The sequence below is a fragment of the Candidatus Saccharimonas sp. genome, from assembly GCA_015256915.3.
Taxonomy (GTDB): Bacteria; Patescibacteriota; Saccharimonadia; order Saccharimonadales; family Saccharimonadaceae; genus Nanogingivalis.
In genome coordinates, this window is record CP076101.2 from 59,736 (window position 1) to 86,277 (window position 26,542).

The following is a 26,542-nucleotide window of genomic DNA, read 5'->3' on the forward strand; positions in this document are numbered from 1 at the left end:
AATGGTATTTTTCGAAAATGAAAGTGGGCGAATCTTAATTGATAAGCCCGCTGGAATTACTAGCTTTGGCGTGGTCGCTAGAATCCGCCGCGTTCTTAAAGATGAATTTGGTAAAAAAGTTAAAGTTGGCCATACTGGCACGCTTGATCCTTTTGCAACGGGGCTTTTAGTTTTACTTTACGGCAAGGAAACTAAAAATGCAATGAGCCTTACTAAGCTTGATAAAGTTTATGAGGCGGAATTTACACTTGGGCAAATTTCCAGCACAGGCGATCCTGAAGGTGAGATTTCGAAATGTGAGAATTTTGAAATTCCAACTTTTGAACATATTGAAAAAGAAATTAAAACTAACTTTTTAGGCAAAATTGAACAAACTCCACCAGCTTTTAGTGCAATCAAAATTGATGGTAAGCGTGCTTATGATTTGGCGCGAAAGGGCGAGGATTTTGAAATTCCTAAACGCACGGTTAAAGTTTTTAATTTCGAAATTTTAAGTTATGATTTTCCAAAACTAAAAGTTCGCACACATGTTTCAAGTGGAACTTACATTCGTTCGCTGGCAGAAGATTTAGGTAAGAATTTGGGTTGTGGTGCGTTTTGTTCGCAACTTCGGCGCACAAAAATTGCTGATTTCAACATTTCGAAAGCTAAAAAGCTTGAAGATTTTGGAATTTTAGATTAGTTTTTTGCTTATCCTGCCAAAAAATGATATAATTTAAATAATGAAAAACGCAAAAATTCTTTGGATTGATTTAGAAATGACTGGTCTTGAACCTAAAAAAGACCGAATTTTAGAAGTTGCCGCGATTGCAACAGATTGGGATTTTAATGAAATTGCCACTTTCGAAAGTGCCGTAAAAGTTGAAAATGAAATTCTCGAAAGCCGAATGGTTGGCGATTTTTGGGATACTTTTAGCGAAACGCGCGATGCTTTAAAAATGCAAAATTCTCATGCTACTAAAAATTCACAAGAAGTTGAAGCGGACTTAATTAAATTTGTAGAAGAAAACTTTGCTGAAGAAATTTTGAAAGCCGAGAAAATTCTTTTGGGTGGAAATTCAATTCACCAAGATCGCCGATTTATTCGTGCAGAATGGAAAAGACTTGAAAAAATGTTGCATTATCGAATGCTGGATGTTTCGGCGTGGAAAGTTGTGATGAGTGCTAAATTTAAACGTGTTTTTGCTAAGCCTGAAAATCACCGTGCGTTAGATGATATTCGTGGCTCGATTGAAGAATTGAAATTTTATTTAAAAAAGGTGAAAAAGTAATGGATCAGAGTGAAATTAAAGATTTTTTGCTGAATTTTGATGCGGCAGAAGTTCGGAAAGATGAAGAAAATAAACTTGAAATTTTCGAAGTTAATTTTGATAAATTAGAAAAAATTTGGCAAGAAAAAATGGCTGGCGATCTTGGCGATTTTGAACGTGAAACTGGTGAAAAGATTCTTTCGAAAATTACAGAAGGTGAAGAGCCGAAAGCAATTTTTGCAATCATTCACGATGGTTCAAAACCTTTAAAAGTTGAAATGAAAACAGGCACGCAGCTTGCTAGGATTTTACGTGAAAAAGAAAGTGTAGTACCTTCGAAGTTGATGAGTGAGCGTGAGTGGAATTTGATTATTGGCCAAGGACAAGTTTCGGCTGAAGAATTGCGAGATTTGCTTCGCTTGAGTTATCGCTTGGTTTGCGAGTAAAATGTATTTTGTAGTTTATCTTTTAGATAGGAATAGCCTTGCAAAAAGCGGGGTTTTTCTTTGCGAAAAAAACTTTTTTGTGATATAATCATAAGTAATATGAAACCGAATGAAGATTGGAATCAGGGCGGCCAAAATCAAAATTTTGGTACACCAAATAATTATCCTCAAAATCCTTATCCGCCACAACAAAATTACGGTGGTTTTTCGAATAATTTTGCTCAAAATGGTCAATTCCCAAGCAATCAATTCCCGAATGAACAATTTTCGAATGGACAAAATCCACAGCAACAATTTGGCGGCCAAAATCAAAATTTTGGCGCACAACAGAATTTTCCGCAATATCCAAATAATTACCAAAATCAACAACAATTTCCAGCTCCGCCGAATCAAACTGTTCAAAATCTGCAAGCTGCTCCAAATTTAATGCCAGATCAAAATTATTCGCAAGATACTACAACTGAGAACCCTTACACAGTTGAGTATCTCAATAAGATTGCACCTAAAAAAGCCGCTCCGTTTTGGACTAAGGGCAAAATTTTAGGTACTTCAGTGTTATTGATCTCGTTATTTTTCTCAATTTTTATTATTGTAACTAGCAATAAAGGCGACGATAATACTCAGGCAGTAGTTCGTGCTTATTATAATATTTCGAAATTAAAGGAAACTGCAAAATCTTTTCAAAATAAGATTAAAAGTTCAGACTTAGCGGCCGTGAACGCAGGAATTAACACTTCACTTACTTCGAATGAACAGGATTTGAAAGAATTTATGAAGAGCCGAAAGATCGAAGTTCCTCGTGGAGATTCAAAAAAGAATTCGCAAGCGATAAAACAAACTGATGCGATTTTTGATAAGTTTATTGCGACGCTAGATGACGCTTTCTTGAACGCTACGATTGATGAAGTTTATTCCCGTGAAATGGCATATCAGTTAATTCGTGTAAAAGATTTAATTACACGACGTAAAAAAGCTTCGCCTTCTTCGCAAAGATCAGTGTATGAAAAAATTGAAAAAAATCTTGCAGAATCTTCAAAACAGCTTGAAAATTACCACAAAGCAAAATAATTTCCTGAAACGCAGCCCAATTTTTTAATTGATGAGGGCTGCTTTTTATGTTAAAATATAGACATGAATGATGCCAGAGACGAAATTAAAGCAAGAATAAGCATTGAAGATTTGGCTGGCGAATATCTTGAGCTCAAGCGAACTGGGCGTAATTTTAAAGCACTTAGCCCCTGGACAAATGAACGAACTCCAAGTTTTATAATTAGCCCCGATAAACAAATTTGGCACGATTTTTCATCTGGAAAAGGCGGTGACATCTTTGGTTTTATTATGGAAGTTGAAGGAATGAATTTCCGCGAGGCCTTGGAATTTCTGGCACGAAAAGCTGGCGTTGAAATTGAAACTTTTGATTCGAAGCGTTCAAGAGAAATTTCTGAAAAAAAAGAACGACTTCGAAAAATTTTGCAAATTAGTGCAAATTTTTATCAGCATATGTTGGTTCGTAATAAAGAAGCTTTGAATTATGTTTTTAAAAATCGCAAACTTTCGAAAGAAATTGTGCAAGAGTTCAAAATTGGTTTTGCTCCAAATACTCAAAAAATGCTCACGAATTTTTTGCTAAAAAAAGGTTTTGCGATGAGCGATATTCGTGATGCTGGGTTGTTAAACCGATTTGGCGGCGATATTTTTCGAAATCGAATGGTGATTGCTTTGCAGGATTCTGGTGGGTCGCCAGTTGGTTTTACCGGTCGAATTATTAAAGATGAGCCAAATGCGCCAAAATATTTAAACACGCCTCAAACTTTGCTTTATGATAAATCCTCAAACATTTTTGGCCTTTCGCAAGCAAAAAATGAAATTCGAAAAGCTGGTTTTGTGGTTGTGGTTGAAGGAAATATGGATGTAATTTCGAGCCATCAAGCTGGTGTGAAAAATGTGGTTGCAACAGCTGGTACGGCAATGACAGTTCATCATTTGAAGGCTCTTGGTAGGTTTTCGAATGATGTTCGCCTTTGCTTCGATAGTGATCAGGCTGGAATTAGCGCTACCGAGCGAGCGATTTCATTGGGCCAGCAAGCTGGCGTGGAACTTTCGATTATTACCTTAAACCAATCGGCGGGTGAAGCTAAAGACCCAGATGAATTAATTCAAAAAGATTTGGAACTTTGGAAGGATTCAATTTCGAAACCACAACCAGCGATAGAATGGATTTTTGACCAATATGAAAAACGGCTAAATATTGCAACCGCCGTAGGGAAAAAGGAGTTTTCCACAATAGCACTAAAACTTGTGGAAAACTTAAATGACCCTGTGGAAAAAGATTTTTATATTGAACAAATTTCGAAAAGAATTGGCATTTCGAAAACAACATTACTCGGAAAATTTGACGAAAAGCCCAGGCCGGTTAAGCCGAAAAGGCGAATAAAAATTGAAAAAACTGATGAGAAGTTTGTTGATGAGTACATTTATGAAGATGATTTGCTAGCTCTTGCGATTAAAGAACAGAAGCTCGCCGAAATGTTGAGTGAGTTGCAAGATAATATTTTGCACGATAAACAGCGAAATCAAATTCTGCAAATTTTGAAATCAAATAATCTCGATCTCTTGAAAAACTTCGATGATTATGTTAAAATACTTCTATTAAAGGCTGACGAACGACTCGGAAATATAAAAGGCAGTGCCACCGACGAAATGAAGCGTTTGATTCATAAAATTAAAACCCAAAATTTACAAGAACGAAAAATAAATCTTCAAGAGCAACTCGAAGAGGCTGAAATTCAAGGTGATGAAAATTTGAAAATGAAGATTTTGATAGAAATTATGCAATTAAATAAGGAGCTGAATAGTGGTAAAAGGTAAGAGTAAAAAAGAACTACCAGAAGAAATTCTAAATGAAGACGGCATTGTGGATGCAACTCTTTCGCTTGATGATTTCGAACCAGATTTTGATGACCTTGCGGTTGAAGATGAAGAAGACATCACTGAAGAAGATTTATTGAACGGTGCTTATAACGATGATATAACAGATGATAGCGTTCGAATGTATCTTCGTGAAATTGGTAAGATTCCGCTCCTTTCACTCGAAAAAGAGACCGAGCTTGCTGAAAAAGCAATGCAGGGCGATCAACGTGCAAAAGATAAAATGGCTGAAGCAAATATGCGTTTGGTTGTTTCAATTGCGAAAAGATATTCTGGCCGTGGTTTGGAGCTACTTGACTTAATTCAAGAAGGGAACACGGGGCTTCTTCGTGCGGTCGATAAATTCGACCCAAGTAAAGGTTTTAAATTCTCAACTTATGCAACTTGGTGGATTCGGCAGGCAATTACACGCGCAATTGCCGACCAAGCTCGGACTATTCGAATTCCTGTTCATATGGTTGAAACGATTAATAAACTTATGCGAACTTCTCGCCGATTAACGCAAGAGCTAAATCGTGAGCCAACCAACCAAGAACTCGCTAAAGAAATGGATATGGATGTTGAAAAAATTGAATACATCCAAAAAATTAAGCAAGATATTACTTCTTTAGATGCTGGAATTGGTCGTGATGGCGAGGAAGGCGAAGAATCAACACTTGGTGATTTTATCGAAGATGAAGATACTGCTAGCCCAGAAGAATCCGCAACGGTTCAACTTTTGAAAGAACAAGTTCGTGAAATTCTTTCAACGCTTTCTGATCGTGAGCGGAAAATTCTTGAAATGCGTTTTGGTTTAAATGGTACAAAAAGTCATACGCTTGAAGAAGTTGGTCTTGAATTCGCAGTGACTCGCGAGCGGATTCGCCAGATTGAAGCTAAAGCTTTAATGAAGCTTAAAAAGCATAAAGATTCGAAAAAGCTTCATGAATATTTGGACTAAACATGGTGGGGAAAGGTTAAGATGAAAGAAAAAATTATACGAATTGCACCAATTTTATTGATTATTGCGATTGCAATTCTTTCAATTATTACAGTTGTAACAATTGTTAATGCATTTATGAATGGTGGAAATGGCTCAGATCAAGCCCAACAGGCAAACAATGAAACTTCGAAAGAAGATAATTCGCCTTCAAGTAAAGAATTGTTAAGTGCTGACCAGAATCGCAGCGTTAAAATGGTGGTCCGTGGGCCTATTGTTGCACAAGAGAATTTTCGTTCTTACACGGTTGAGGTTTCACCAAAATTTCGAAAACTCACAACTTACAAAGGTTATCTTGGTGAAGTAATTAAAGAGGTTAAGCTTGATAATAATGCCGAATCTTATACGCAATTCGTAAATGCTTTAAATAAAGCGAATATGATGAAAGGAACTCCTTTTAGCGGTGAGGCAGATGATTTAGCTGGCGTTTGTGCTACTGGCCATCTTTATGATTTCTCGATGCTAAAAGATGATAAAACTGAAAAACACCTCTGGACTTCAACTTGCTCAGGCTCAAAAGGTTCACTTATTGCAAATACAAGACAATTGCAAAATTTGTTCATTGCGCAAGTTCCTGGACATGAGCAAATAGTTCGCGATCTTGGGATAAATGAAATTAAACGCTAAAGTTTTGATTTTTGATTGCTTCGGGGTGCTGGTTTCTCGCCAGCCTTCTTCGGAGCATCTTTTTGAGTATATTTGGCAAAAGGATCAAAATTTGTTGAATTTTATTCGAAAAAATAAAGTTAAAGGTTCAAAAATTGGCGTTTTATCTAATGTCGCACAATATCAATTTAATCAGCTTTTTTCGAAAGAGGAGCAGAAGGAGCTCTTTGATTTCTTGGTGCTCTCAGGTGGGGTTGGTTTTTCGAAGCCTTCAAAAGAGATTTTTGAAATTGCAATTGATAAAAGTGAGGCTTGTTTAAATGAAATTTATTTTTTTGATGATTCTTGGCAAAATGTTGAAGCTGCTAAGAAACTTGGAATAAACGCATTTTTATATCAAAATTGGAATGAATTTTCGAAAGAATTTAAGGAGGAATAATGCCAGAATTACCAGAAGTTGAAACAGTTGTAAGAGGCTTGAATCGACTAATTTTAAAAAAGAAAATTGCGAAAGTTAAACACGATTGGCCTAAAAGTTTTCCGAATGCTGAAAGAGATGTTCAGGATTTTATGATTGGTGCTGAAATTTCGAATGTTCGCCGCAGTGGAAAAGCTATAATTATTGAACTAGAGAATGGTTGGTCGCTTGTAACGCACCTTCGAATGACAGGGCAAATGGTTTATCGTGGCGAAGAAAACTGGGGCGCAGGTCATCCAAATGAGGATTTTTTGAATGATCTTCCAAATAAATCAACAAGAGTTGAGATTGATTTTGAAGATGAAACTAAATTATTTTTTAATGACCAGCGAAAATTTGGCTATATGAAATTATTACCAATACCAGAAATTGAAAATTTGCCATTTTTTCAAAAGCTTGGTCCTGAACCTCTTGAAGATAATTTTACGGTTGAAATTTTAAAAAATCGTCTTTCGAAAAAACAAAATAGTATGATAAAGCCTGCGATTTTGGAGCAGAGTGTTATTGCTGGTGTTGGAAATATTTATGCTGATGAGGCCTTGTGGCGAGCAAAAATTCACCCTGAAACTAGAGTTAAAGATTTTTCGAACGAAGATTTTGTGAATTTGCATGAGTCGATTCGTTTTGTGATGAATGAATCAATTAAAAGAGGTGGCTCAACCGACCGAAATTATGTCAATGCAGATGGCTCGCGCGGAAATTATTTAAATTATGCCGCCGTTTATCATAAAGATGGCGAGCCTTGTAAGCGCTGTGGAACAGAAATCTCAAAAATTCGTGTTGGTGGTAGAGGAACACATTTTTGCACAAATTGCCAAAAAATTAAAGGTAATGAAAACTGATGATTGGTGGAAAAACAACAATTCTATATGGTGATAACTCTTATGAACGCACTGCTCAACTCGCTAAAATGAAGATTGATGCTGAAAAATCTGGTTTTGAAATTCAGAAAAGTAACTCCGATGAGCTTTCGAAGAGTGATTTTGTAAATTTAATTTGTGGCGTTAGCTTGTTATCTGAAAAACGTTTTGTTTATATCCGAAATTTAAGCGAAAATTCAGAAATTTGGCAGAATTTAGCTGAAATTTTACCAAGAATTTCAACCGATGTTCATCTTTGCTTGGTTGAAGATAAAATTGATAAGCGATCGGTTGTTTATAAGGCCATTTCAAAAATTGTTGAATTATATGAATTTAAGAATTTAACCGCAAGAGATTCGAAAAATTTGGCAGAGTTTGCACGACTTTTTGCAAAAAAACAAGGTTTGTCGCTTGATAATAAAACGGCGAATTTTTTGATTTCTTGGGTTGGTATTGATGAATGGCGAATACGTGATGCAATCGAAAAAATAGCGTTAATTGGTGAGGCTAGTGAACAAAATATTCGTGAATTTGTTCCGCAGAATATTGAGAGTAACGCATTTGCAATTATTGAAATGATGTTTTTGGGCGATATTTTGAAGTTGCAAGAAGAGTTTTCGAAATTAAAAATTACAGATAGCGAAGATGGAGCTTTTCGCTTTTTAGGAATGATTTCAACACAAATTTTTAATTTAGTAGCCTTAAAAATCGGTAAAAATATTGGGAAAACTACGGCAGAAATTGCTAAAGAAATCGGTGCGAATACTTGGGCTTTAGGAAAAATGGAGAATTTTGTACAAAATCTGAGCGAAAGCCAACTTGCTGAGATTGTTTCAAAATTTGCGCAGGTAGATGAAATTATTAAAACTGAAAGTGTTGATCCTTGGAATTTAGTTGAGTCAACAATTCTTGAAATTGCTAGCAAATTAAAGAGCCAAAAATAGTTTTCGAAAAAACATTTTTATGATATAATATAAATTGATTATGGCTAAAAAACAAGTAAAATCAACAAAAGGTAAATCTAAAAAAGTTTCAGCTCCAAAACAAAGTGTTTTGCCGGCTGGTTTTTGGGCACAGGTTGGTGCAGTTATTTTGATTGCTTTTTCGCTTTTTCTTGTTTTAAGCTGGTTTGGCGCTGGTGGTTCAGCATTGGTTGCAATTCATAAAGCACTTCTTGGGCTTATGGGCTGGGCAACTTTCTTTTTGCCAGCAGTTCTAATTTTTATTGCTGTTGAAATCTTTCGTGACGAGCAAAATAGATTTCCAATTTTAAACACTTTTGGGTTAATTCTAATTTTAATTTGGCTAAGTGGATTTTTTGGTCTATTTAAAACTTCAGCTGGTGTTCATTATGGAGGTTGGAGCGGAGAAGTTTCGAATAAAATTATGCTAGCAATGGTTAATTCAATGGTGGCAGCAATTATTTATCTTTTGTTAATTTCAATTACGCTTCTTTCGATTTTACGAGTTTCACCAATCGTTGTTATTAAAAAGATTGGCGAAATGCTTAAAACTAGCGATTTTGCAAATGAATCTAAAAATGCCAAAGTTTTTGAAAAAGCTAAAGAATCGATGTTGCTGAAAAAAGTTAATGATTCTGCTGAAGAAAAACCAGAAATTAAGCTAAATGCTGGCGTTGCAGTATTAGATAAAAAATCGCAAGAAAAAGATGAACCAAAAGAGAAAAAAGGTTTGATGCGAATTTCAAAGAAGCTGGAAAAGGTTTCGAAAGGAGAAAATACTGGGCATATTTTTGATGATTCAAAATGGAAAGCACCAGATTTTAGTTTGCTTGAGCAATCACAAGCTCCTGCTGATGCTGGTGATGTTGAGCAAAATGCACGCACAATTAAGAATACTTTGAGTGAATTTAATATTGAAGTTGAAATGGAAGCCGCAAATATTGGTCCAAGAGTAACTCAATATACTTTAGTTCCGCAAAGTGGCGTTAAGTTAAGCAGAATTGAAAATCTTAGTGATAATATCGCTCTAAATTTGGCAGCTGAAGCGATTCGTGTTGAAGCTCCGATTCCAGGAAAGCGTGCAGTTGGTATTGAAATTCCAAATTTGAAGTCGGCCGATGTGCGGCTTTACAGTGTTTTAGATTCGAAGGAGTGGAAAAACTCACACGACCCACTAACTTTCGCAATAGGTAAAGATATATCTGGTCATCCTGTTGTTGGAAATTTGGCAAAAATGCCACATCTTTTGATTGCTGGTCAAACTGGTTCAGGAAAATCTGTAATGATGAATGCACTTTTAACGAGTTTGCTTTATCGCCATTCACCAAGCGAATTGAAGTTAATTATGGTTGATCCAAAAGTTGTAGAAATGACCGCGTATGAAGATATTCCACACCTTTTAACACCAATTATTAATGATTCCGAAAAAGCGCTCTCAGCTCTTCGCTGGGCAGTGAATGAAATGGAGCGGCGCTATCGTGTTTTAGCTGATGAAAAAATTAAAGAAATTAAGAGCTATAATAAGCATGTAATTTCGAAAAACGAAAAAATCAAGAAGAATACACCAGAAGGGGAAGAGCCAAAACTTCTTGAGCCTTTGCCGTATATCGTAATTGTGGTTGATGAGCTTGCTGACTTAATGATGGCGGCTTCAAAAGATGTTGAAGCTATGATTGTGCGAATTGCTCAAAAAGCACGCGCAGTTGGAATTCATCTTGTTCTTGCAACTCAAAAACCAGTTGTTAGCGTTGTGACGGGCTTGATTAAAGGTAATGTTCCGAGTCGAATTGCTTTTAAGGTTGCGGCAAATGGTGATTCTCGAACAATTCTTGATCGTGGTGGTGCTGAAAAACTCCTTGGTTATGGTGATATGCTTTTCTATATGAATGGAGCTTCTAATTTGAAGCGTGTTCAGGGAGCTTGGGTAACCGATGAGGAGGTCTTGCGGGTAACTAATTTTATCCGTTCGCAAGGTCCGCCGCAATATAATGATGAAGTTATTTCGCAACCAGTTCAGACGCCAAGCTCAATGGGTGGTCTTGTGATGAATGGCGGTAGCTCTTCTGTTGATGAAACTTTCGAAACGGCTGTAAAAATTGTAATTGAAGCACGAAAAGCTTCAACTAGCTATTTGCAACGTAGGCTTGGAATTGGTTATAGTCGTGCTGCAAAATTAATCGATGATATGGAAGATAAAGGAATTGTTGGTCCGCCAAACGGTTCAAAGCCTCGCGAGGTTTTAGTTTCGAGCTATGAAGAAATCGGTGAATAATTTGCCGATTTTTTTATTTTCTAATAATATTTTGATAGACTCTTAAAGTTAAATAAATATTGGAGTTTTATTGATTTTTTTCTCTAAAGATGATATAATTTAAAAGAATATTAGCTCAGCTTATTTGAAAGGATAGGCTTTAACCAAAGGAGTAAAAATGAAGGATTACGAACTTACAGTTCTTGTTCATCCAGACTTCGAAAGTGATCTTGAAAAAGTGCTTGATAAGGTTCGAAGTTTGATTACTGCTAACGGCGGTGAAATTGCAAAAGAAGACAACTGGGGTAAGAAAAAACTTGCTTACGCTATTAAAGGTCAGGATTTTGCAATTTATGCTGCAATGGATGTTAAACTTCCAGCTGCTGCACCCCTAAAAATCAGTAATACTTTGAACATTACCGACGAAGTTTTGCGATATTTGCTTGTTAAAGCAGAAGCACGACCAGTTGTAGAATCAGAAGAAAAATAATTTAAGAATAGGATAGAAGATAGTTATGGCTTTTAACAAAGTAATTTTGATGGGAAACTTAACTGCAGACCCAGAACTTCGAACAACTCCAAACGGCCAAAATCTTGCAAGTTTCACTCTTGCTATTAACCGAACTTGGAATAGTACTAACGGTGAGCGCCAAGAAGAAACCAGCTTCATTAACTGTACTGCTTGGGGTAAAACTGGCGAAACGATTTCGAAATATGTATCGAAAGGTCGCCAACTACTTGTGAGCGGTCGTTTGCAGCAACGAACTTGGCAAGATAAAGATACTGGCAAAAATCGAAGTGCGATTGATGTTGTGGTTGAAGAATTTAGCTTTGTGAGTGATGGAAATCGCAGTGGAAGCGCGCCTTCAGTACAAAAAAATGAAGAGCCAACTATCAGCGATGACTTTTCGGACGAGCCAATCGACCTATCCGATATTCCATTCTAATTTAATTAAGGAGTAAAATGGCTAAACGATTTAAACGAGAAATCCCAGCGTATTTTGATTACCGAGATGTTAAAACTTTGCAAAAATTTGTTAACATTTATGGTCAAATTGAGCCAGCTACAAAAACTGGTTTGAGCGCTAAACAACAACGACAATTGACAGTTGCTATCAAACGAGCTCGTCATTTGGCGTTGCTAGCATTCGTAACAAATGCTTAATTGATTTTTGAATCTTCCTTGCTCAAAACCGGGTAGGGAAGATTTATTTTTTAAAATAATTTAAGGAGGAAAATGTATCAGCCAACTGATTTAAAAAAAGGTGTAGTTTTTCAGCTTGATGGTCAGCCATATCGAGTGGTTGAATATAACCAAAAAGTTGTTGGTCGCGGTGGAAGCATTGTAAGTTTAAAAATTAAGAACCTTATTACAGGAGCTTTATTACCAAAAACTTTTAAGGGCCAAGATAAAGTTGAACCGGCAGAGGTTTCGAATAAAAAAGTTCAATATCTCTATAATGACGGTAAAGATTTTCATTTTATGGATCCAGAGACTTTTGAACAATTTCAGCTTTCGAAGGAAATTATTGATGAAGCTGCTGGATATTTAAAAGAAGCAGAAGAATTGAATTTGCAATTTTTTGATGGTAAGGTTATCAATGTTGAGTTACCAAAAAATGTTTGGTTGAAAGTTGTTTATACTGAAAATGTGGTAAAGGGTGATACAACTTCAAGCGTTTTGAAAGATGCTGAACTTGAAACTGGAATTACAGTTAAAGTACCTGCCTTTATTAAGGAAAATGATGTTATTTCTGTCGATACTTCAACTGGTGAATATCGAGAACGCCAAAAATAATTAATGTTATTATTAAGAAATAAGCTGAGATTTTAATAATCAGCTTATTTTTATTGTATAAAAAAATTGAACAATAAGCCTGTATATATTTTTAAGATGAAATGTGGTATAATATACAATGTGAAAACTAGACTAGACATTTTATTAACTCAAAAAAAGATAGTTGATAGCCGTTCTCAGGCTGAGAGCTATATTAAACTGGGTAAAGTTTTTGTTGATGGCATAAAAAGGACTAAGCCTGGATTTTTTACTAATATTGATTCGGAGATAAAGCTTCTTCAAGAGGTTCAATATGTTTCAAGAGCAGGTCTCAAGCTTGAAAGTGTTGCAAAAATAATGAAAATCAATTTTAAAGATAAAGTTGTCTTAGATGTTGGTTCAAGTACTGGTGGATTTACGGATTACTCATTGAGAAATGGTGCAAAAAAAGTTATTGCTATCGATGTTGGTACAAACCAGCTTCATCCAAAGTTAAGATTGAATAAAAAAGTTGAACTTCATGAAAAAACAGATATAAGAGATTTTAACACGAGTCAAAAAATTGATTTAGTTGTTATTGATGTTAGTTTTATATCTATAAAAGAAATTTTGCCAAGTGTTACAAAATTATCTAATAACGATACACTAATAATTGCAATGGTTAAGCCGCAATTTGAAGCAGGTAGAAATGGAACTACTAACGGCATCGTTAAAAATAATTCATATCGAAGAAGAATACTTCAAGAATTCGAAAATTGGTGTCGTATAAATAATTTATACATAAAAGATAAACGAGATAGTGGAGTAAAAGGCTCTAAAGGTAATCAAGAGAGATTTTATATTCTGAAAGTATTGAATAAATAATTTATACAAAATAAAAAACCACAAAACGTTGTATGTGGTTTTTTATTATCTTAAACGTTAAACCTAAATTCAACAACATCATTTGGTGACATAATATATTCTTTGCCTTCAGTTCGAATTTTTCCACGATTCTTTGCTTCAAGCTCACTTCCAGCTTCAATTAAATCGTTAAAGTCGATAACTTGTGCAGCAATAAAACCTCTTTCGAAATCTGTATGAATTACTCCTGCAGCTTGTGGGGCTGTCCATCCTTTCTTGATCGTCCAGGCATGAACTTCTTTTGGCCCTGCTGTCATATAACTTTGTAGCCCAAGTGTGTCATAGGCAGCATGAACCATCTGATTTAAGCCAGTTTCTTGAACTCCGTAGCTTTCGAGTAAATCTTTTGAATCTTCCTCACTTAAACCTTTTAGCTCTTCCTCTAACTTAGCGCATACAAATATTGACTTTGCAGGAAGAACTATTTTTGAAAGTTCTTCTTTTTTAGCTCCATCGGTTAAAGTATTTTCATCAACATTGAATGCATAAATTACGGGTTTTGCGGTTAGTAAATGTAAATCTTGGATTGCTTCGTAATCTAAATCTTCTATTGAAGAGAGAAGAACTCCGGCCTGAAGTTGTTCAACTAATTTGTTCAAGTATTCAGCTTGTTTTCGAAGAGCTGGTTTTGCCTTTGCTTCTTTTTGGAGTTTGGGCAAGCGGTTTTCGATAGTTTGAATATCTGCTAAAATTAACTCAGTATTAATAACCTCAATGTCATTTTTTGGATTGACTTCGTTCGAAACATGAACAATATCATTGTTCACGAAAGCTCGAACAATATGAACAATTGCGTCACATTGGCGAATATTTGCGAGAAATTTATTACCTAAACCTTCACCTTTCGAAGCTCCTGAAACTAGCCCGGCAATATCAACAAAAGTTACTGTTGCTGGAATAATTTTTTGTGATCCGTAAATTTCAGCTAATTTATTTAAGCGTGAATCTGGTACTGGCACAATTCCAGTATTTGGCTCAATTGTTGCAAAAGGGTAATTTGCTGCTAAAATATCATTATTAGTTAGTGCGTTAAATAGTGTTGATTTGCCGACATTTGGTAGTCCAACAATTCCAATTGATAAACTCATAAAATCTCCTTTTAGTATCTTTTTATTTTAACATAAAAGTTTGTAAAATAAAAATAAAAAAGCTTGATTTTTCAATTACGTTTATGTTAAAATATAGGCATGATTAATATTAAAGGTGTGGGCGATTTCTTCTCGTTAGATATTGGAACAAATGCGATTCGTGCTGTCCAGCTTTCGAAAGCTGGAGAGAATTCTTGGAATTTGGTTGGCCTCGGTTATACACCAGTCGACCCTCAATTGGTTTTGAGTAATTCGGATGAAAGCCGTCGTCGTTTGGGGGAAATTATCTCAACAATGATCGGACAGAGCGATATTAAAACAAAAAATGTAGCGATTAGTCTTACGTCCCAGAAGACATTCACGACAATTTTCGAAGTACCAAAACAGGATATGAGAGAATTACAAAAAAACATAAAATATCAAGTTGATCAGTATATTCCAATGGCGGTTGATGACGCTCAAGTCGACTGGGCTCTTCTTGGAGAATCTCCTTCTAACCCTGATTCATTGGAGATTTTACTTGCAAGTACAGCTAAAACTTATAGTGAAGAAAAGATGGAATTTATTGAAGGTCTAGGCTTGAATGTAGTTGCGAGCGAACCTGATTCTTTAGCAATGACTCGTGCTTTATTTATGCCTAACCAATCCGATCAGGCTCAGCTAATTATTGATATGGGTGAGCTTTCTACTGATTTATCTATTGTATATCAAGGTGTTCCAAGGCTTGTTCGTACAATTCCTACTGGAATATCAAGCTTGGTGAAATCTGCTACTCAAAATTTGAATATTAAAGAAGATCAAGCTCGACAATTTATTATGAAATTCGGCTTAGCCCAAGATAAACTAGAGGGTCAGGTTTTTAGAGCTATCGAAATGACTCTTGAGAATTTCGTTCAAGAAATTGCTAAATCAATAAAATTTTTAGGAACAAAATACCAAAATGCTCAAGTTGGGGTAATTTCACTTTCAGGATTTTCTGGAATTATTCCACAAATGCCAGAATATGTTTCTTCGAAAACTGGAATTCAGTCTTATTCCGCAAATCCTTTCCAAAATATTAATGTTCCTGCGAAATATCAGCAGCAGATTGCAGGTGTTGGAAATGAATTTGCGGTCGCTGTCGGTTTAGCTGAAAGGAGTAACAAATAATGATTGAAATTAACCTTTTGCCAGATGTTAAACGCGATCTTATTAAAGCTCAGCAACTTCGAAATATAGTTACTTTCGTATCTATAATTATTGGTGGTGTGATGCTTGCTGGAGTGGTTTTATTGTTCTTAACAACTCAAGGTCAGCAATTTGTTATGGGCTTAAAAACCAATGATATCTCAAACAAATTTGCTGAGATGCAAAAAATTAAAGATGGGGAAACAGCGGCTACTCTTCGAAATCAGCTTAATGCAATTCAAAAAATTAGAAATGCTTCGCCAGATACCTCACGATTGATCGGAACAATTCTACCGGCAATTCAGACTACCGGTGAAAACGCTGTTCAGTTTTCTTCAGTGAATTACGACCCTGAAACTCGAATCGTTTCAATTGAAGGTCAAGCAAGTAATGGTTTTCCAGCCCTTGAAGCTTTTATTAAAACAATTAAATATTCACAAATTATCTATGATGGTGAAGGCTCTCAATGTAAGGCTAGTGAAGTCGAAAAAGATGCTAATATCTGTATGCTTGCTGATGAAGGGTCAGTTGTTCGAAATGAAAGTTCGCTTGGAGCTAATGAACAAGGCCAAAATGTTTTGCGTTTCACTGTTAGCTTTAAATTGAACGAAGCAGCTTTGAAATTTTCTTCGAAAAACTTTGCGGTAAAAGCTCTTGGTCGAAAGAATGTAACAGACTCAACTATTCAGGTTCCTGCTGGAATTTTTACTCAAAATTCAAAAAAAGATTCTGAAAAGGAGAATAAATAATGGGTGAAAATAAAGAAGTAGCTTTTTTGAAGCGAAATGCCATTAATAAGGCTAACCAAACAATGTTTTTGGCGGTTGCGGGCGCTGCTTTAATTGCTGGCGCATCTGTTGTTGGAATGATTTATCTTTTTAGGATTTTTACATTTAATTCTAAAGTTCTTGGTGAACAAGATAAAAGTATTTCAACAATTCAAAAAAATATCCAAAATATTGAAGATTTAAAGAGTAAGTTAAGTTCATTAGAAACCGATCCGAATCTTAATGAGCGAAAATTGAAATCTAATGCCGAAGATGGTGGTTTGCGCGTTATTGCTGATGCCTTGCCTGATAGCGAGAATGCTGCCGCTCTTGCAGCTAGCCTTGAAAAGAATATTTTTTCTGAAGGCGTAACTCTTGATTCTTTTAGTATTGACTCTGCTGATTCTGCAAACAAAAGTCTTTCAGGTTCAAGCTCAGCGTCAAATTCTTCTAGTTCATCAGTAACTAGCGGTGTTCAAGATTCAAATAAAATTCCAGAAGGTGTGAAAGATATTCAATTTTCAGCAACAATTTCTGCAGGTTTTCAGGGTGAAGGCTCAAATTCAGCGCGAGTCGCTAAATCTCAAGATGAAGCACTTAATAATCTAATTAATACTGTTCGAAAGATGGAAAGATCAATTCGATCAATAAATATTACGAGTTTTAAATTCGAGCGTTCACTTAACCGATTTAGTCTTAACTTTTCTGCGAAATCCTACTATTATCCTAAATATACAATGAAGCTTGAAAGTAAGAAAGTTAAAGCAGACGAAACTGCAAAGCCAGCAACTTCTACAACTGGAACTGGTAAAACTCAAAACTCAAGCACTACGGGAGGATCGAAATAATGAAAAAAACTGATATTGCGATGATTGTTTTGATTGCGGGCTTTAGCGTTTTGATTTCATATTTAGTTATTAACTCTTTGGCTCAGGGTGGATTTTCTGAGCAAACTTATGATGTTAAAATTACTGAACCAATTTCGAACGAATATGTAAAACCAAGTAGTGAAATTTTTAATAAGGATGCTATCAATCCAACGGTTCAAGTTAATATTGGACAATAAATATTAAATAATTCAAAAAGGAATGTAATGACATTATTAACCAATGATATTCAGGATAGACTTGCGAAAATCCTTGTTGAAGAGGGTCTTATTCAAGAATCAAAAATTGAGTTGGCTATAAAAGAGGCTGGTTTAAATAATCAGTCTCTAATGTCGTATATGATTGAGCATAAGTTTCTTGATAATGAAATTCTTATTCACGCAACAGCTCATGTTTCGGGGATTCCCTATGTTAATCTTGAAAATACTACCATTCCGCAAGAGACTCTTGATTTAATTTCAGTTGATATTGCTGAACGAAATATGGCGGTTCCAATTGCTGAAGTTCAGGGGCGAATTGCTGTTGCAATGCTTGATGCAACAAACATTCAAGCTGTTGATTATCTTTCTAGTCTAATTCAGCGCCCTCTAAAAGTATTTATGGCGAGCCAAAAATCAATTAGGCATATTTTAGACCAATATAAAACTGATCTTTCCGGTGTTGATGCTCTGGCTGAAAATGTTGATGCGCAAACTCAGGCGGAAGCAGAATCGAAACGGCAGGTTCAAACAATTGTGCAGGACTCACCGATTTCGAAAGCTTTGAATACAATTTTAGAATATGCTGTTCGCGCAAAAGCATCCGATATCCATATTGAACCACTTGAAAAATCTTTGAAAATTCGCTGTCGAATAGATGGTGTTCTTCGAGAAATTATGAATTTGCCAAAGAGTATTGAGCCGGCTTTAATTTCACGTATTAAGATTCTCTCAAGCTTAAAGATCGATGAGCACCGCGTACCGCAAGATGGTCAGTTTGCTGTTGCTGTTGGAGATAAAGAAGTTGACCTTCGTATCGCTATTTCGCCAGTTGTTTGGGGTGAGCAAGTCGTGATTCGTTTGCTTGATAAAACGGGTAATTCTTTTAATCTTGAAGAAATGGGATACGCCGGGCGAGCTCTTCGAACAATTCGAAAGGGAATTGCTGCTCCAAATGGAATGGTTTTAACATCTGGTCCAACTGGTTCTGGTAAATCAACATCGCTTTACGCATTGATTAAAGAGATTAAAGATGATTCGGTGAATATTATTACTCTCGAAGACCCTGTTGAATATAAGATGGATGGCGTAAATCAGATTCAAGTTAATGCTGAGGTTGGATTAACTTTTGCAGCGGGATTGCGTTCTATTTTGCGTCTTGACCCTGATATTGTGATGGTTGGAGAAATTCGTGATGGTGAAACAGCCAACCTCGCCGTTCAGGCCGCATTAACTGGACACTTAGTATTTTCAACACTTCACACCAACTCTGCTGCCGGAATTTTGCCTCGCTTGATTGATATGGGGATTGAACCTTTCTTGATCGCTTCAACAGTGAATACAATTATTGGTCAGCGTCTTGTTCGAAGGGTTGCGGCCAAGCGAAATACTTATCAATCTTCACCACTTGAAACGCAAAGTATTATCGATACTGTAGGTCATTTGCTGCCAAAAACACCAGATGAAGTAGAAAGAGTTTCAGCTGACTTAGGCTATAAAAATCTACCTCTTGCAAACCAGAAGTCTTACACTCTTGTGAAAGGTCGTGATACACCGCAAACGCCAGGAGGATACAAAGGGCGTGCAGGTTTGTATGAAGTTATGGAGGTAACCGAAGAAATTCAACAGCTTATCATTAAGCATGCAACTTCACACGAGGTTCAGAAGGTAGCAATGGCGCAAGGAATGATTACAATGCGTCAAGATGGATATCTTAAAGCTTTAACAGGAATTACAACATTAGAAGAAGTTAATAGGGTTGCGTCTGATAGCGCATAAAACGGGAGGAATATGAATCAAAATCTAAGAATAGAAATTTTACTTGAAGAAATCGTTCGAAAAAATGCAAGCGATCTTCATCTGCAAGTTGGTTTGCCGCCGATGATGCGGCTTGATGGCGTTTTGGCGCCATTCCCAGGATACAATCCATTGAATGCCGAAGAAGTTGAGCATCTTGTTTTTGCAATCCTTGATGATGATCAGCAAAAAATTCTAATTAAAGATAAAGAATTCGACTTCTCATTTGCCTTTGGTGATTTGGGCCGTTTTCGTGTTAATGCTTTTCATGAACGCGGTAATTTAGCAGCTTCACTTCGTTTAATTCCAAATCAAATCAAAACTATTACTGAGCTTGGAATGCCGCCAGTAATTCAGTCTTTTGCCGATTTTCCGCGTGGTTTAGTTTTAGTTACGGGGCCAACTGGTTCAGGAAAATCTACAACTCTTGCCGCTTTGATTGATAAAATTAACAGCGAAAAAGCTCAGCATATCATTACAATTGAAGATCCAATTGAGTTTACGCATAAATCAAAACGCTCAGCGATTGTTCAGCGAGAGGTTCATTATGACACCTACTCATTTTCTGCGGCTCTTCGAAGTTCGCTTCGTCAAGATCCAGATGTTGTTTTAATTGGTGAGATGCGTGATCTTGAAACAATCTCGGCTGCAATTACAATTGCTGAAACTGGGCACTTAGTGTTTGCAACGCTTCACACAAACTCTGCAGCGCAATCAATCGACCGTATGATTGATGTTTTTCCGCCACACCAACAACCTCAAGTTCGTTCGCAACTTGCTAATATTCTGCAAGGAATTTGTGCTCAACGACTTATTCCTGCAATTGGCGGTGGGCGAGTTGTTGCAGCCGAAGTTATGGTTGCCAACCCTGCAATTCGAAATATTATTCGTGAAGGAAAAACTCATCAGCTTGATACTGTTATTCAAACTGGATCCGACCAAGGGATGCAGACAATGGACAGAACGCTTGTTAAATTAGTACAATCTGGTGTGGTAACTTATGACGATGCACGCGAATTTGCGGTTGATTTAGTTGAATTTGAAAGGTTGATGAGAGGCTAATATGAAAAAATTTTCTTATAAAGTAAAAGATCGTGTTACTGGTAAAATCATTAAAGGCGAAATTTCAGCAGATAGTCAGCGTGCGGCTGGAAAAGCTCTTATTGATCAAGGCTATATTTTGCAAGATGATATTTATGAAGTCGGCCAAGAAAACGCTTTGGCGAGGTTTATGAACCGAATCACAACTAAGGATAAAATCGTCTTCACTCGTCAGTTCGCTACTTTGATTGGTGCAGGTTTACCTCTTGCGCAGGCTCTTCGAACAGTTTCTGAGCAAACTGAAAATAAAAAAATGCGTTCAGTTGTTGATGATATTTTAGCTTCAGTTGAAAGTGGCTCAATCTTGAAAGATGCTTTTTCGAAATTTCCAGATGTTTTTGATAAAGTTTATCTTGCTTTGATTGCTGCTGGTGAAATGTCGGGAACACTTGATGAATCGCTTCGCCGTGTTGCAACTCAGCAGGAAAAAGACGCGGCAATGATGAGTAAGATTCGTGGAGCTTTAACTTACCCAGTAATTGTGCTTGTGGTTATTGGTCTCGTGATGACGTTTATGATGGTGCAGGTTGTTCCTCAAGTTAAACAGCTCTATAAAGATATGCACCAAGAATTGCCATTTGCAACACAAATTCTTATTGGAATATCAGACTTTATAATCAACTTTTGGTGGCTTGTTTTGGTCGGAATAGGTGTTGCTGGTTATTTCTTCCGCCAATATCTTAAGACAGGGTCAGGGATTAAATTTGCGGCAAACTTCAAGCTTAACGTGCCACTTTTTAGCCCGCTATTTCGAAAGCTTTATATGGCGCGATTTGCAAGAACTGGTCAGCTTTTGCTTTCAACTGGTGTGGCACTACTTGATATGCTCAATATTTGTGGTGATGCAATGAATAATATTATTGTGAAAAAAAGTATTGATGAAGCCGGAAAACTCGTTCAAAGCGGTAAAAGTCTTTCAGAATCTTTAAAGGGTAAAGATTATATTTTGGATATGGTGCCACAAATGATTAACATTGGTGAGCAATCTGGTAAAATTGATGAAATGCTTGGCAAAACCGCACAGGTTTATGAAGATGAACTTGATGAGCAAATTAAAGCTATTTCAACCTTGATTGAGCCAATCTTGATGGTTGTGATGGCATTGATGGCGGGTGGCTTGATTGGTGCAATTTTATTCCCAATTTACTCGCTAGTTACAAAAGTCTAATTTTTCGAAAGGAAGAGAGAGTGGAGAATTTTCTATTAAGTTTAATTTGTGGTGTAATCGGTGCCGTTTTGGGTAGTTTTTCGGTTGCCCAAGTTTGGCGAGTGCGCGCAAAACAACTTCAAGAAGAGAGAGAGTCTGGTAAAAAAGTTGATTCTACTGAATGGAAAAAACTCCGCTCTTTGGTTTCGGTTAAAACAAAAAAAGACCGCTCGCATTGTTTGAACTGTAATTATCAACTAAAATGGTTTGATTTAATTCCGATTATCTCTTGGCTTTCACTTGGCGGAAAATGTCGTAAATGCTGTTCAAGAATCGGCTCGCTTGAATTTTTCTCTGAAATTTTAATGTTTGCACTTTTTGTAATTATTTTCTTGATTTTTAACCCAATTTCGAATGGCACAGTTTTAGTTTTGCCAGCAATTAGACTTTTCATTTTATTAATTTCTCTGGTTCCGCTTGCAATTATGCTTATTTATGATGCTAAGTGGTCACTTTTACCAACCAAACTTCTATATATTTTCAATATTTTAGCATTTATTTATTGGGCAACTGGATTTTTGACGGTTTCTGGTGGATTTAATTTGAGATCCATTTTTTACTTAGTAATTTCAATGATGTTCTTCCCGTTGATCTATTTTGTACTTGCAAAAATTTCGAAAGAGCAATGGGTTGGTGGTGGTGACTGGATTTTGGCGGTTGGCTTGATTTTTCTTTTACCAAATCACCCAGTCTTTGCGATTTTTCTACTTTTCCTTTCAAATGTTGTGGGCTTGGTTTTTGCAGTTTTTCAATCTATCTTGCATTTTCGAAAAGTTAAACGTGGAACACAAATTCCATTTGGCCCAGCAATGATTTTAGCAGCTTTAATTTTGTTAGCTTTTCAACAGCAAATTTTGGTATTTTTTGTCAATTTAATAATGTAAAAATAAAAAGCTTATGGTATAATAGGAGAAAATATGGAAAACTTTATGATGAAAAAAGCTTTTACAATTATTGAAGTAATACTTGTTTTGGGTATCTCTGGCTTGATGTTGGCGACTATGCTTGTTGGATGGAATGCCAGTATTGAAAAACAGCGCTATAATGATTCGGTGAATACTTTTAAGTCAGATATTCAAGGTGTGTTTTCGGATGTAGAAAATCAAACTAACGATAAGGGTTCTACAAAAATTAAATGTGACACGTCTGGCGCAAATATAAGTATTTTAAAAGATAATAGCGGCAATTTAACGGGGTCAAGCAATTGTGTTATACTTGGAAAGTATATTTCTTTATATAATGGAAATGTTATTCCTGGGAATGAAAATGCAACTCTTGGACAAGAGCGATTTAGGGTTTTTGATGTTATAGGAAAAGATATAGATATATCAAAGGATTGTCGGGCAATAGATGAGAATGGCAAATTTCATGGTGATTTAAGAGAATGTAGAAACAGCATAGAGGCTTTACGTGCAACAAAGTTTGTTCTTGATGGTGGTAAGAATAGTGTAAAAGGCCCAAAGGATATAGAGTTGCAATGGCGCGGAACATATAAAAATGTTACAGATAATAGGATAACTAGTGCTAGTGGGATACGGGCATTCAGCTATAAAAGTGCAGTTACCTCAATAACGAGTGGCGATAGTAAGTGGCATGGTTTAGATACGATCACTGGTGTTTTAATATTAAGGTCTCCTATTGATAATTCAATAATTTCTTTCGGTACTTCAGCAATGATAGAACATGGCTCTCTTGATAATGATGGCCTTATAGCCGCTTTTAGAGATATAAATGTGAATAGTGATTTTGTTATTAAAAATGGAAAAACAGTTAATGTTTGCGTTCGACCTTCTAACGACGGAGTACAGTGGTATGCTGGCGGTTTCAATTTCTTCGGCGATAGAAATAAAGTTGTAAAAATTGGACCTTCGGCTTCTGCCGTTGAAATCGCGCCTCTTGACGGTCCTAAGGGCTCTTCTTGTGGAGGCGATAGAAAGGGTGATGCAAGATTTGGTGATGTAATAATTGATGGAAAGAATTTATAATGAAATTTCGAAAAGGTGATACATTAATTGAAGTGCTTCTTGCTATTGCTGTTTTTGCAACTGTAATGATGATTGGGTTGACCGCAATGAATAATGGAATGTCGCGTGCACTAGCAAGTTTGCAGCTTACTATGGCGCGAAATGCTATGGATACTCAAGCGGAAGCTTTGCGTTTTGCTAATGCGGCGTTTATTTCTGAATATCGTGCAGATAGTTCAGAAGTTTCAAGTCCTGCGGCAGAATTATGGAAAAATAGCTTAACGAAAGACGCTCAAGGCTCAGCAACCCCGCTTGGGGAGTGTAGTCGAGGTTCAAGTGCTTTTGTTATCTCAACAAGAGATATGGTGACGAATCGTGGTTATCATAATGAAAAAATAGTTAATGCAATAACTTATCCACGAATTGCTTATGGTGATGATAAAGATAATAATGCGAACTGGCTACGTGATGATCTTCCTTATAGAAGTGCGCAAGGTATTTGGGTTGAGAAAGTCCATGCTCCAAATACGAAATATTATGATTTTCATATTCGTGCATGTTGGTCTGCGCCAGGAACTAACGTAAAAACAACTCTTGGAACGATTGTGAGGTTATATGACCCAAGGAGCTAAAAAAGGTTTTACGATTATGGAATTAATGCTAGCAATGGGCGTGATTGCATTTTTGCTCGTTGGTGTTGCTGGCTTAATTATTCAAATGACGAATACAATTACTCGTGGTACAACTTATAAAGATTTAAACACTGCTGCTCGTACAATTAATACAGATTTTACTAAGACTTTTAATTCTTCGCCAATGCTTGATGATTGGAATGGCGGTGTTGATGGTAAATTTTATAAATCTACTGGTGCGGCTGGCGCATTTTGTACTGGAACCGTGAGCTACTTGTGGAATATAGGAGATGGAAGACGGATAGTTTTCGATGATATTAGTGCCGTTAAATTAGTAAAAGTTCGCGATACTGCTAGATCTTATTGCGCTGATGGTGCCGAAAATACAATTTGGCGAAGGGTGCCTCGTGACAACAATGTTACAGAAATCCTAACTGGCGGTGAAATTGATCTTCGACTACACGGAATTAATTTTTCAACCTCGCCTAATTTAAAAAATAGTGCATCAAACCAAATGATCGTTAATATTTCTTATATTTTAGGAACACCGAACAACGGTGATATAGATGTAAGCACGTATAATTGTGAAGGGAATATTAAAAGTAATTATTGTGCAGTTAATAGATTCGATTTAACTGTTCGAACTCTTGGCAGATAAAAAGTGGCTTTCGAAAGCCACTTTTATTCTGTTTCGCTGTGAAATTTCTCGTGAATTTCTTTTAAATGTTGGTCAGTGATATGTGTATAGATTTGTGTTGTTGCAATACTGGCGTGGCCAAGCATTCCTTGCACTGAGCGCAAATCCGCACCATTTACGAGTAAATCTGTTGCAAAAGAATGTCGCATTGTGTGGGGTGAAACGTGTTTTGTAATTCCGGCAAGTTTTGCGTATTTTTCAACCATTCTTTGCACCGAACGTGGTGTAATTCGCCGATAATTTCCATCAGTTGAAGGTTTCTTGTATCGCCGCGAATAATTTAAAAATAATGGTTGCAAGTTGTCATTTCGAGCGTCTAAATAATTTTCGATATGCTCTGCGGCTTTTTTCGAAATAAAAATTGGTCGGTCTTTGTTTCCTTTTCCGCGAACGGTAAATTCACGCCGCTTTGTATTAATGCTTCCACGGTTTAAATTTACAAGCTCAGAAACACGCAAACCGCTTGAAAAGAGTAATTCCACAATTGCGCGGTCTCGTAAATCACTTTCGGTTTCATTTGGAATCTCAGCAATTAAACGCTCGATTTCTTCATAATGCAAAAAATTAACTTGTGGCTTTACAATTTTTGGTAGCTCAATTTTTGAAGGTTCCAAGCTTTTAATGTCGCGCCGAGCAAGATAAGTTAAAAATCTTCGAAGGGCAATTAAGTGATAAGCTTGTGTAGCTCGCCCTAAATCTTTGCCGAATTCATTTTCGTAACGATTAAGCCATAAACGATATTTTCGAACTAATTCTGAGGTAATTTCTTTTGCTGGAATATCGCCCGCAAATTCAACAAATCGCTCCAAATAAAGTCGATAATTCTCGGCCGTCTTTTTCGAACGACCGCCTTCAACTTCAAGCGATTCAATAAAATCTTCAATTCCTTCGGAAATATACATAATCTTATTATAGCATTTTTTTATGAAAAATAGTATAATTTATAAAGAAGTCTAATAAGGAGTTTTATGTCGAAAGAATTAGTTCAGCGAACATTAATTTTATTTAAACCAGACGCTGTTCAACGTGGAATTGTGGGAGAAATTTTAACGCGTTTCGAAAGGGTTGGTTTGAAAATAATCGGCACAAAAATGATTTTCCCAAGCAAAGAACATTATCATAAGCACTATGAAGGAATTGGTAAAATGGTCACACGGCGCGGTGAAAAAGCTTTTGACATGGCGTTGGAATTTATGACTCAAGGGCCTGTAATTGCAATGGTTTTTGAAGGCGTGGAGGCGGTTGAATTGGTGCGAAAACTTGTTGGTGGAACTGAACCAAAAACGGCGCTTCCTGGTACGATTCGCGGTGATTATTCGCACATGAGTTTTGGCTATGCAGATGAGCATAATGTTGGGATTCCGAATCTAATTCATGCTTCAGGTAGCATTGAAGAAGCAAAGCAAGAAATTTCACACTGGTTTTCAGATTTTGAAATTTATAACTATACTTCACCTCGCGAAAAATTTACGCGTTAAAATCTCGCTATTTTTTTAAAAATCTGGTAAAATAGAGTAGTGAGCCTCGGTAGCTCAATTGGATAGAGCAGTTCCGTCCTAAGGAAAAGGTTATAGGTTCGATTCCTATCCGGGGTACCA

The 26,542-nt window shown here is 36.4% G+C and carries 30 protein-coding genes and 1 tRNA gene; 29 read left to right on the forward strand and 2 right to left on the reverse strand.

What is annotated here, in order from left to right; genetic code table 11:
- Window position 1 precedes the first annotated feature (1 nt).
- From truB to HXL38_000355, 16 genes are all read left to right on the forward strand, one after another.
- Window positions 2–682 carry a tRNA pseudouridine(55) synthase TruB gene (gene truB / locus HXL38_000280; protein QWB91016.1) on the forward strand — a complete coding sequence of 227 codons (681 nt, stop codon included), beginning with the start codon at window positions 2–4 and terminating at the stop codon, window positions 680–682.
- Between the two features lie 40 nt (window positions 683–722).
- Window positions 723–1,271 (forward strand): oligoribonuclease, encoded by a 549-nt coding sequence (orn, locus tag HXL38_000285; protein QWB91017.1) that lies wholly within the window; start codon window positions 723–725, stop codon window positions 1,269–1,271.
- Entirely contained in the window at window positions 1,271–1,696 is a 426-nt protein-coding gene (locus HXL38_000290; GenBank protein ID QWB91018.1) for a hypothetical protein, read from the forward strand. Before orn ends, HXL38_000290 begins: the two co-directional genes overlap by 1 nt.
- A 99-nt stretch (window positions 1,697–1,795) precedes the next feature.
- The gene (locus tag HXL38_000295; protein ID QWB91019.1) at window positions 1,796–2,764 is read left to right on the forward strand and encodes a hypothetical protein; all 969 of its coding nucleotides are present in this window, start codon (window positions 1,796–1,798) and stop codon (window positions 2,762–2,764) included.
- Window positions 2,765–2,827: 63 nt separating this feature from the next.
- Window positions 2,828–4,564, forward strand: coding sequence for a DNA primase (gene dnaG, locus HXL38_000300; GenBank protein QWB91020.1), 1,737 nt, complete (start codon window positions 2,828–2,830; stop codon window positions 4,562–4,564).
- Entirely contained in the window at window positions 4,548–5,564 is a 1,017-nt protein-coding gene (gene rpoD / locus HXL38_000305) for an RNA polymerase sigma factor RpoD (GenBank protein ID QWB91263.2), read from the forward strand. The genes dnaG and rpoD overlap by 17 nt, the downstream gene beginning before the upstream one ends.
- Before the next feature lie 21 nt (window positions 5,565–5,585).
- On the forward strand, window positions 5,586–6,230 hold the full coding sequence (locus HXL38_000310; GenBank protein QWB91021.1) for a hypothetical protein: 645 nt from the start codon (window positions 5,586–5,588) through the stop codon (window positions 6,228–6,230).
- Window positions 6,214–6,648: an HAD-IA family hydrolase gene (locus HXL38_000315; protein QWB91022.1), complete on the forward strand. Its 435-nt coding sequence runs from the start codon at window positions 6,214–6,216 to the stop codon at window positions 6,646–6,648. Before HXL38_000310 ends, HXL38_000315 begins: the two co-directional genes overlap by 17 nt.
- Window positions 6,648–7,529 (forward strand): bifunctional DNA-formamidopyrimidine glycosylase/DNA-(apurinic or apyrimidinic site) lyase, encoded by an 882-nt coding sequence (gene mutM / locus HXL38_000320; GenBank protein QWB91023.1) that lies wholly within the window; start codon window positions 6,648–6,650, stop codon window positions 7,527–7,529. Before HXL38_000315 ends, mutM begins: the two co-directional genes overlap by 1 nt.
- Window positions 7,529–8,491, forward strand: a complete 963-nt coding sequence (holA, locus tag HXL38_000325) for a DNA polymerase III subunit delta (protein QWB91024.1) — start codon at window positions 7,529–7,531, stop codon at window positions 8,489–8,491. The genes mutM and holA overlap by 1 nt, the downstream gene beginning before the upstream one ends.
- Before the next feature lie 40 nt (window positions 8,492–8,531).
- Window positions 8,532–10,781, forward strand: a complete 2,250-nt coding sequence (locus HXL38_000330; protein QWB91025.1) for a DNA translocase FtsK 4TM domain-containing protein — start codon at window positions 8,532–8,534, stop codon at window positions 10,779–10,781.
- A 157-nt stretch (window positions 10,782–10,938) separates the two neighbouring features.
- The gene (gene rpsF / locus HXL38_000335; GenBank protein QWB91026.1) at window positions 10,939–11,250 is read left to right on the forward strand and encodes a 30S ribosomal protein S6; all 312 of its coding nucleotides are present in this window, start codon (window positions 10,939–10,941) and stop codon (window positions 11,248–11,250) included.
- Between the two features lie 25 nt (window positions 11,251–11,275).
- A complete protein-coding gene (gene ssb, locus HXL38_000340; protein ID QWB91027.1) occupies window positions 11,276–11,707 on the forward strand; it encodes a single-stranded DNA-binding protein in 432 nt (143 codons plus the stop codon).
- Window positions 11,708–11,724: 17 nt separating this feature from the next.
- Window positions 11,725–11,925: a 30S ribosomal protein S18 gene (rpsR, locus tag HXL38_000345; protein QWB91028.1), complete on the forward strand. Its 201-nt coding sequence runs from the start codon at window positions 11,725–11,727 to the stop codon at window positions 11,923–11,925.
- 72 nt (window positions 11,926–11,997) lie between these two features.
- Entirely contained in the window at window positions 11,998–12,558 is a 561-nt protein-coding gene (efp, locus tag HXL38_000350; GenBank protein QWB91029.2) for an elongation factor P, read from the forward strand.
- A gap of 120 nt (window positions 12,559–12,678) precedes the next feature.
- Complete coding sequence (locus HXL38_000355; GenBank protein ID QWB91030.1) at window positions 12,679–13,401, forward strand: TlyA family RNA methyltransferase; 723 nt, start codon at window positions 12,679–12,681, stop codon at window positions 13,399–13,401.
- 50 nt (window positions 13,402–13,451) lie between these two features.
- Here the strand turns inward: HXL38_000355 and ychF are convergent, their stop codons facing one another.
- Entirely contained in the window at window positions 13,452–14,528 is a 1,077-nt protein-coding gene (gene ychF / locus HXL38_000360) for a redox-regulated ATPase YchF (protein ID QWB91031.1), read from the reverse strand.
- A 99-nt stretch (window positions 14,529–14,627) separates the two neighbouring features.
- Between ychF and pilM the strand changes: the two genes are divergently transcribed.
- Genes pilM through HXL38_000415 form a run of 11 tightly spaced genes read left to right on the forward strand, consistent with a single transcriptional unit; the run spans window position 14,628 to window position 24,905 of the window.
- Window positions 14,628–15,677, forward strand: coding sequence for a type IV pilus assembly protein PilM (gene pilM / locus HXL38_000365; GenBank protein QWB91032.1), 1,050 nt, complete (start codon window positions 14,628–14,630; stop codon window positions 15,675–15,677).
- On the forward strand, window positions 15,677–16,444 hold the full coding sequence (locus tag HXL38_000370) for a hypothetical protein (GenBank protein ID QWB91033.1): 768 nt from the start codon (window positions 15,677–15,679) through the stop codon (window positions 16,442–16,444). The genes pilM and HXL38_000370 overlap by 1 nt, the downstream gene beginning before the upstream one ends.
- Window positions 16,444–17,310 (forward strand): hypothetical protein, encoded by an 867-nt coding sequence (locus HXL38_000375; protein ID QWB91034.1) that lies wholly within the window; start codon window positions 16,444–16,446, stop codon window positions 17,308–17,310. The genes HXL38_000370 and HXL38_000375 overlap by 1 nt, the downstream gene beginning before the upstream one ends.
- Window positions 17,310–17,528: a hypothetical protein gene (locus HXL38_000380; GenBank protein ID QWB91035.1), complete on the forward strand. Its 219-nt coding sequence runs from the start codon at window positions 17,310–17,312 to the stop codon at window positions 17,526–17,528. The genes HXL38_000375 and HXL38_000380 overlap by 1 nt, the downstream gene beginning before the upstream one ends.
- A gap of 27 nt (window positions 17,529–17,555) precedes the next feature.
- Window positions 17,556–19,325 (forward strand): GspE/PulE family protein, encoded by a 1,770-nt coding sequence (locus tag HXL38_000385; GenBank protein ID QWB91036.2) that lies wholly within the window; start codon window positions 17,556–17,558, stop codon window positions 19,323–19,325.
- A gap of 12 nt (window positions 19,326–19,337) precedes the next feature.
- On the forward strand, window positions 19,338–20,405 hold the full coding sequence (locus tag HXL38_000390; GenBank protein QWB91037.2) for a type IV pilus twitching motility protein PilT: 1,068 nt from the start codon (window positions 19,338–19,340) through the stop codon (window positions 20,403–20,405).
- A gap of 1 nt (window position 20,406) precedes the next feature.
- Window positions 20,407–21,612: a type II secretion system F family protein gene (locus HXL38_000395; protein ID QWB91038.1), complete on the forward strand. Its 1,206-nt coding sequence runs from the start codon at window positions 20,407–20,409 to the stop codon at window positions 21,610–21,612.
- 20 nt (window positions 21,613–21,632) lie between these two features.
- Entirely contained in the window at window positions 21,633–22,535 is a 903-nt protein-coding gene (locus tag HXL38_000400; GenBank protein QWB91039.1) for a prepilin peptidase, read from the forward strand.
- A gap of 33 nt (window positions 22,536–22,568) precedes the next feature.
- Complete coding sequence (locus HXL38_000405; protein QWB91040.1) at window positions 22,569–23,636, forward strand: hypothetical protein; 1,068 nt, start codon at window positions 22,569–22,571, stop codon at window positions 23,634–23,636.
- Window positions 23,636–24,247, forward strand: a complete 612-nt coding sequence (locus HXL38_000410; GenBank protein QWB91041.1) for a prepilin-type N-terminal cleavage/methylation domain-containing protein — start codon at window positions 23,636–23,638, stop codon at window positions 24,245–24,247. Before HXL38_000405 ends, HXL38_000410 begins: the two co-directional genes overlap by 1 nt.
- Window positions 24,231–24,905, forward strand: a complete 675-nt coding sequence (locus HXL38_000415; GenBank protein ID QWB91042.1) for a prepilin-type N-terminal cleavage/methylation domain-containing protein — start codon at window positions 24,231–24,233, stop codon at window positions 24,903–24,905. The genes HXL38_000410 and HXL38_000415 overlap by 17 nt, the downstream gene beginning before the upstream one ends.
- Window positions 24,906–24,928: 23 nt before the next feature.
- Here HXL38_000415 and HXL38_000420 read toward each other — a convergent pair whose 3' ends face one another.
- The gene (locus tag HXL38_000420) at window positions 24,929–25,846 is read right to left on the reverse strand and encodes a tyrosine-type recombinase/integrase (GenBank protein QWB91043.1); all 918 of its coding nucleotides are present in this window, start codon (window positions 25,844–25,846) and stop codon (window positions 24,929–24,931) included.
- A gap of 66 nt (window positions 25,847–25,912) precedes the next feature.
- Here HXL38_000420 and HXL38_000425 point away from each other — a divergent pair, with 66 nt between their 5' ends.
- Window positions 25,913–26,422: a nucleoside-diphosphate kinase gene (locus tag HXL38_000425; GenBank protein QWB91044.1), complete on the forward strand. Its 510-nt coding sequence runs from the start codon at window positions 25,913–25,915 to the stop codon at window positions 26,420–26,422.
- A 43-nt stretch (window positions 26,423–26,465) separates the two neighbouring features.
- Window positions 26,466–26,542, forward strand: a tRNA-Arg gene (locus tag HXL38_000430).

What these genes read in the sequence shown, in the direction of transcription:
- HXL38_000425 (QWB91044.1), top strand. Translation starts at nt 25,913, where the DNA reads ATGTCGAAAGAATTAGTTCAGCGAACATTAATTTTATTTAAACCAGAC.
- dnaG (QWB91020.1), top strand. Translation starts at nt 2,828, where the DNA reads ATGAATGATGCCAGAGACGAAATTAAAGCAAGAATAAGCATTGAAGAT.
- HXL38_000290 (QWB91018.1), top strand. Translation starts at nt 1,271, where the DNA reads ATGGATCAGAGTGAAATTAAAGATTTTTTGCTGAATTTTGATGCGGCA.
- rpsR (QWB91028.1), top strand. Translation starts at nt 11,725, where the DNA reads ATGGCTAAACGATTTAAACGAGAAATCCCAGCGTATTTTGATTACCGA.
- ssb (QWB91027.1), top strand. Translation starts at nt 11,276, where the DNA reads ATGGCTTTTAACAAAGTAATTTTGATGGGAAACTTAACTGCAGACCCA.
- HXL38_000395 (QWB91038.1), top strand. Translation starts at nt 20,407, where the DNA reads ATGAAAAAATTTTCTTATAAAGTAAAAGATCGTGTTACTGGTAAAATC.
- efp (QWB91029.2), top strand. Translation starts at nt 11,998, where the DNA reads ATGTATCAGCCAACTGATTTAAAAAAAGGTGTAGTTTTTCAGCTTGAT.
- rpsF (QWB91026.1), top strand. Translation starts at nt 10,939, where the DNA reads ATGAAGGATTACGAACTTACAGTTCTTGTTCATCCAGACTTCGAAAGT.
- truB (QWB91016.1), top strand. Translation starts at nt 2, where the DNA reads ATGGTATTTTTCGAAAATGAAAGTGGGCGAATCTTAATTGATAAGCCC.
- ychF (QWB91031.1), bottom strand. Translation starts at nt 14,528, where the DNA reads ATGAGTTTATCAATTGGAATTGTTGGACTACCAAATGTCGGCAAATCA.
- HXL38_000380 (QWB91035.1), top strand. Translation starts at nt 17,310, where the DNA reads ATGAAAAAAACTGATATTGCGATGATTGTTTTGATTGCGGGCTTTAGC.
- orn (QWB91017.1), top strand. Translation starts at nt 723, where the DNA reads ATGAAAAACGCAAAAATTCTTTGGATTGATTTAGAAATGACTGGTCTT.
- HXL38_000295 (QWB91019.1), top strand. Translation starts at nt 1,796, where the DNA reads ATGAAACCGAATGAAGATTGGAATCAGGGCGGCCAAAATCAAAATTTT.
- HXL38_000420 (QWB91043.1), bottom strand. Translation starts at nt 25,846, where the DNA reads ATGTATATTTCCGAAGGAATTGAAGATTTTATTGAATCGCTTGAAGTT.
- HXL38_000310 (QWB91021.1), top strand. Translation starts at nt 5,586, where the DNA reads ATGAAAGAAAAAATTATACGAATTGCACCAATTTTATTGATTATTGCG.
- HXL38_000405 (QWB91040.1), top strand. Translation starts at nt 22,569, where the DNA reads ATGGAAAACTTTATGATGAAAAAAGCTTTTACAATTATTGAAGTAATA.
- HXL38_000410 (QWB91041.1), top strand. Translation starts at nt 23,636, where the DNA reads ATGAAATTTCGAAAAGGTGATACATTAATTGAAGTGCTTCTTGCTATT.
- HXL38_000390 (QWB91037.2), top strand. Translation starts at nt 19,338, where the DNA reads ATGAATCAAAATCTAAGAATAGAAATTTTACTTGAAGAAATCGTTCGA.
- HXL38_000375 (QWB91034.1), top strand. Translation starts at nt 16,444, where the DNA reads ATGGGTGAAAATAAAGAAGTAGCTTTTTTGAAGCGAAATGCCATTAAT.
- holA (QWB91024.1), top strand. Translation starts at nt 7,529, where the DNA reads ATGATTGGTGGAAAAACAACAATTCTATATGGTGATAACTCTTATGAA.
- HXL38_000370 (QWB91033.1), top strand. Translation starts at nt 15,677, where the DNA reads ATGATTGAAATTAACCTTTTGCCAGATGTTAAACGCGATCTTATTAAA.
- pilM (QWB91032.1), top strand. Translation starts at nt 14,628, where the DNA reads ATGATTAATATTAAAGGTGTGGGCGATTTCTTCTCGTTAGATATTGGA.
- mutM (QWB91023.1), top strand. Translation starts at nt 6,648, where the DNA reads ATGCCAGAATTACCAGAAGTTGAAACAGTTGTAAGAGGCTTGAATCGA.
- HXL38_000385 (QWB91036.2), top strand. Translation starts at nt 17,556, where the DNA reads ATGACATTATTAACCAATGATATTCAGGATAGACTTGCGAAAATCCTT.
- HXL38_000315 (QWB91022.1), top strand. Translation starts at nt 6,214, where the DNA reads ATGAAATTAAACGCTAAAGTTTTGATTTTTGATTGCTTCGGGGTGCTG.
- HXL38_000415 (QWB91042.1), top strand. Translation starts at nt 24,231, where the DNA reads ATGACCCAAGGAGCTAAAAAAGGTTTTACGATTATGGAATTAATGCTA.
- HXL38_000330 (QWB91025.1), top strand. Translation starts at nt 8,532, where the DNA reads ATGGCTAAAAAACAAGTAAAATCAACAAAAGGTAAATCTAAAAAAGTT.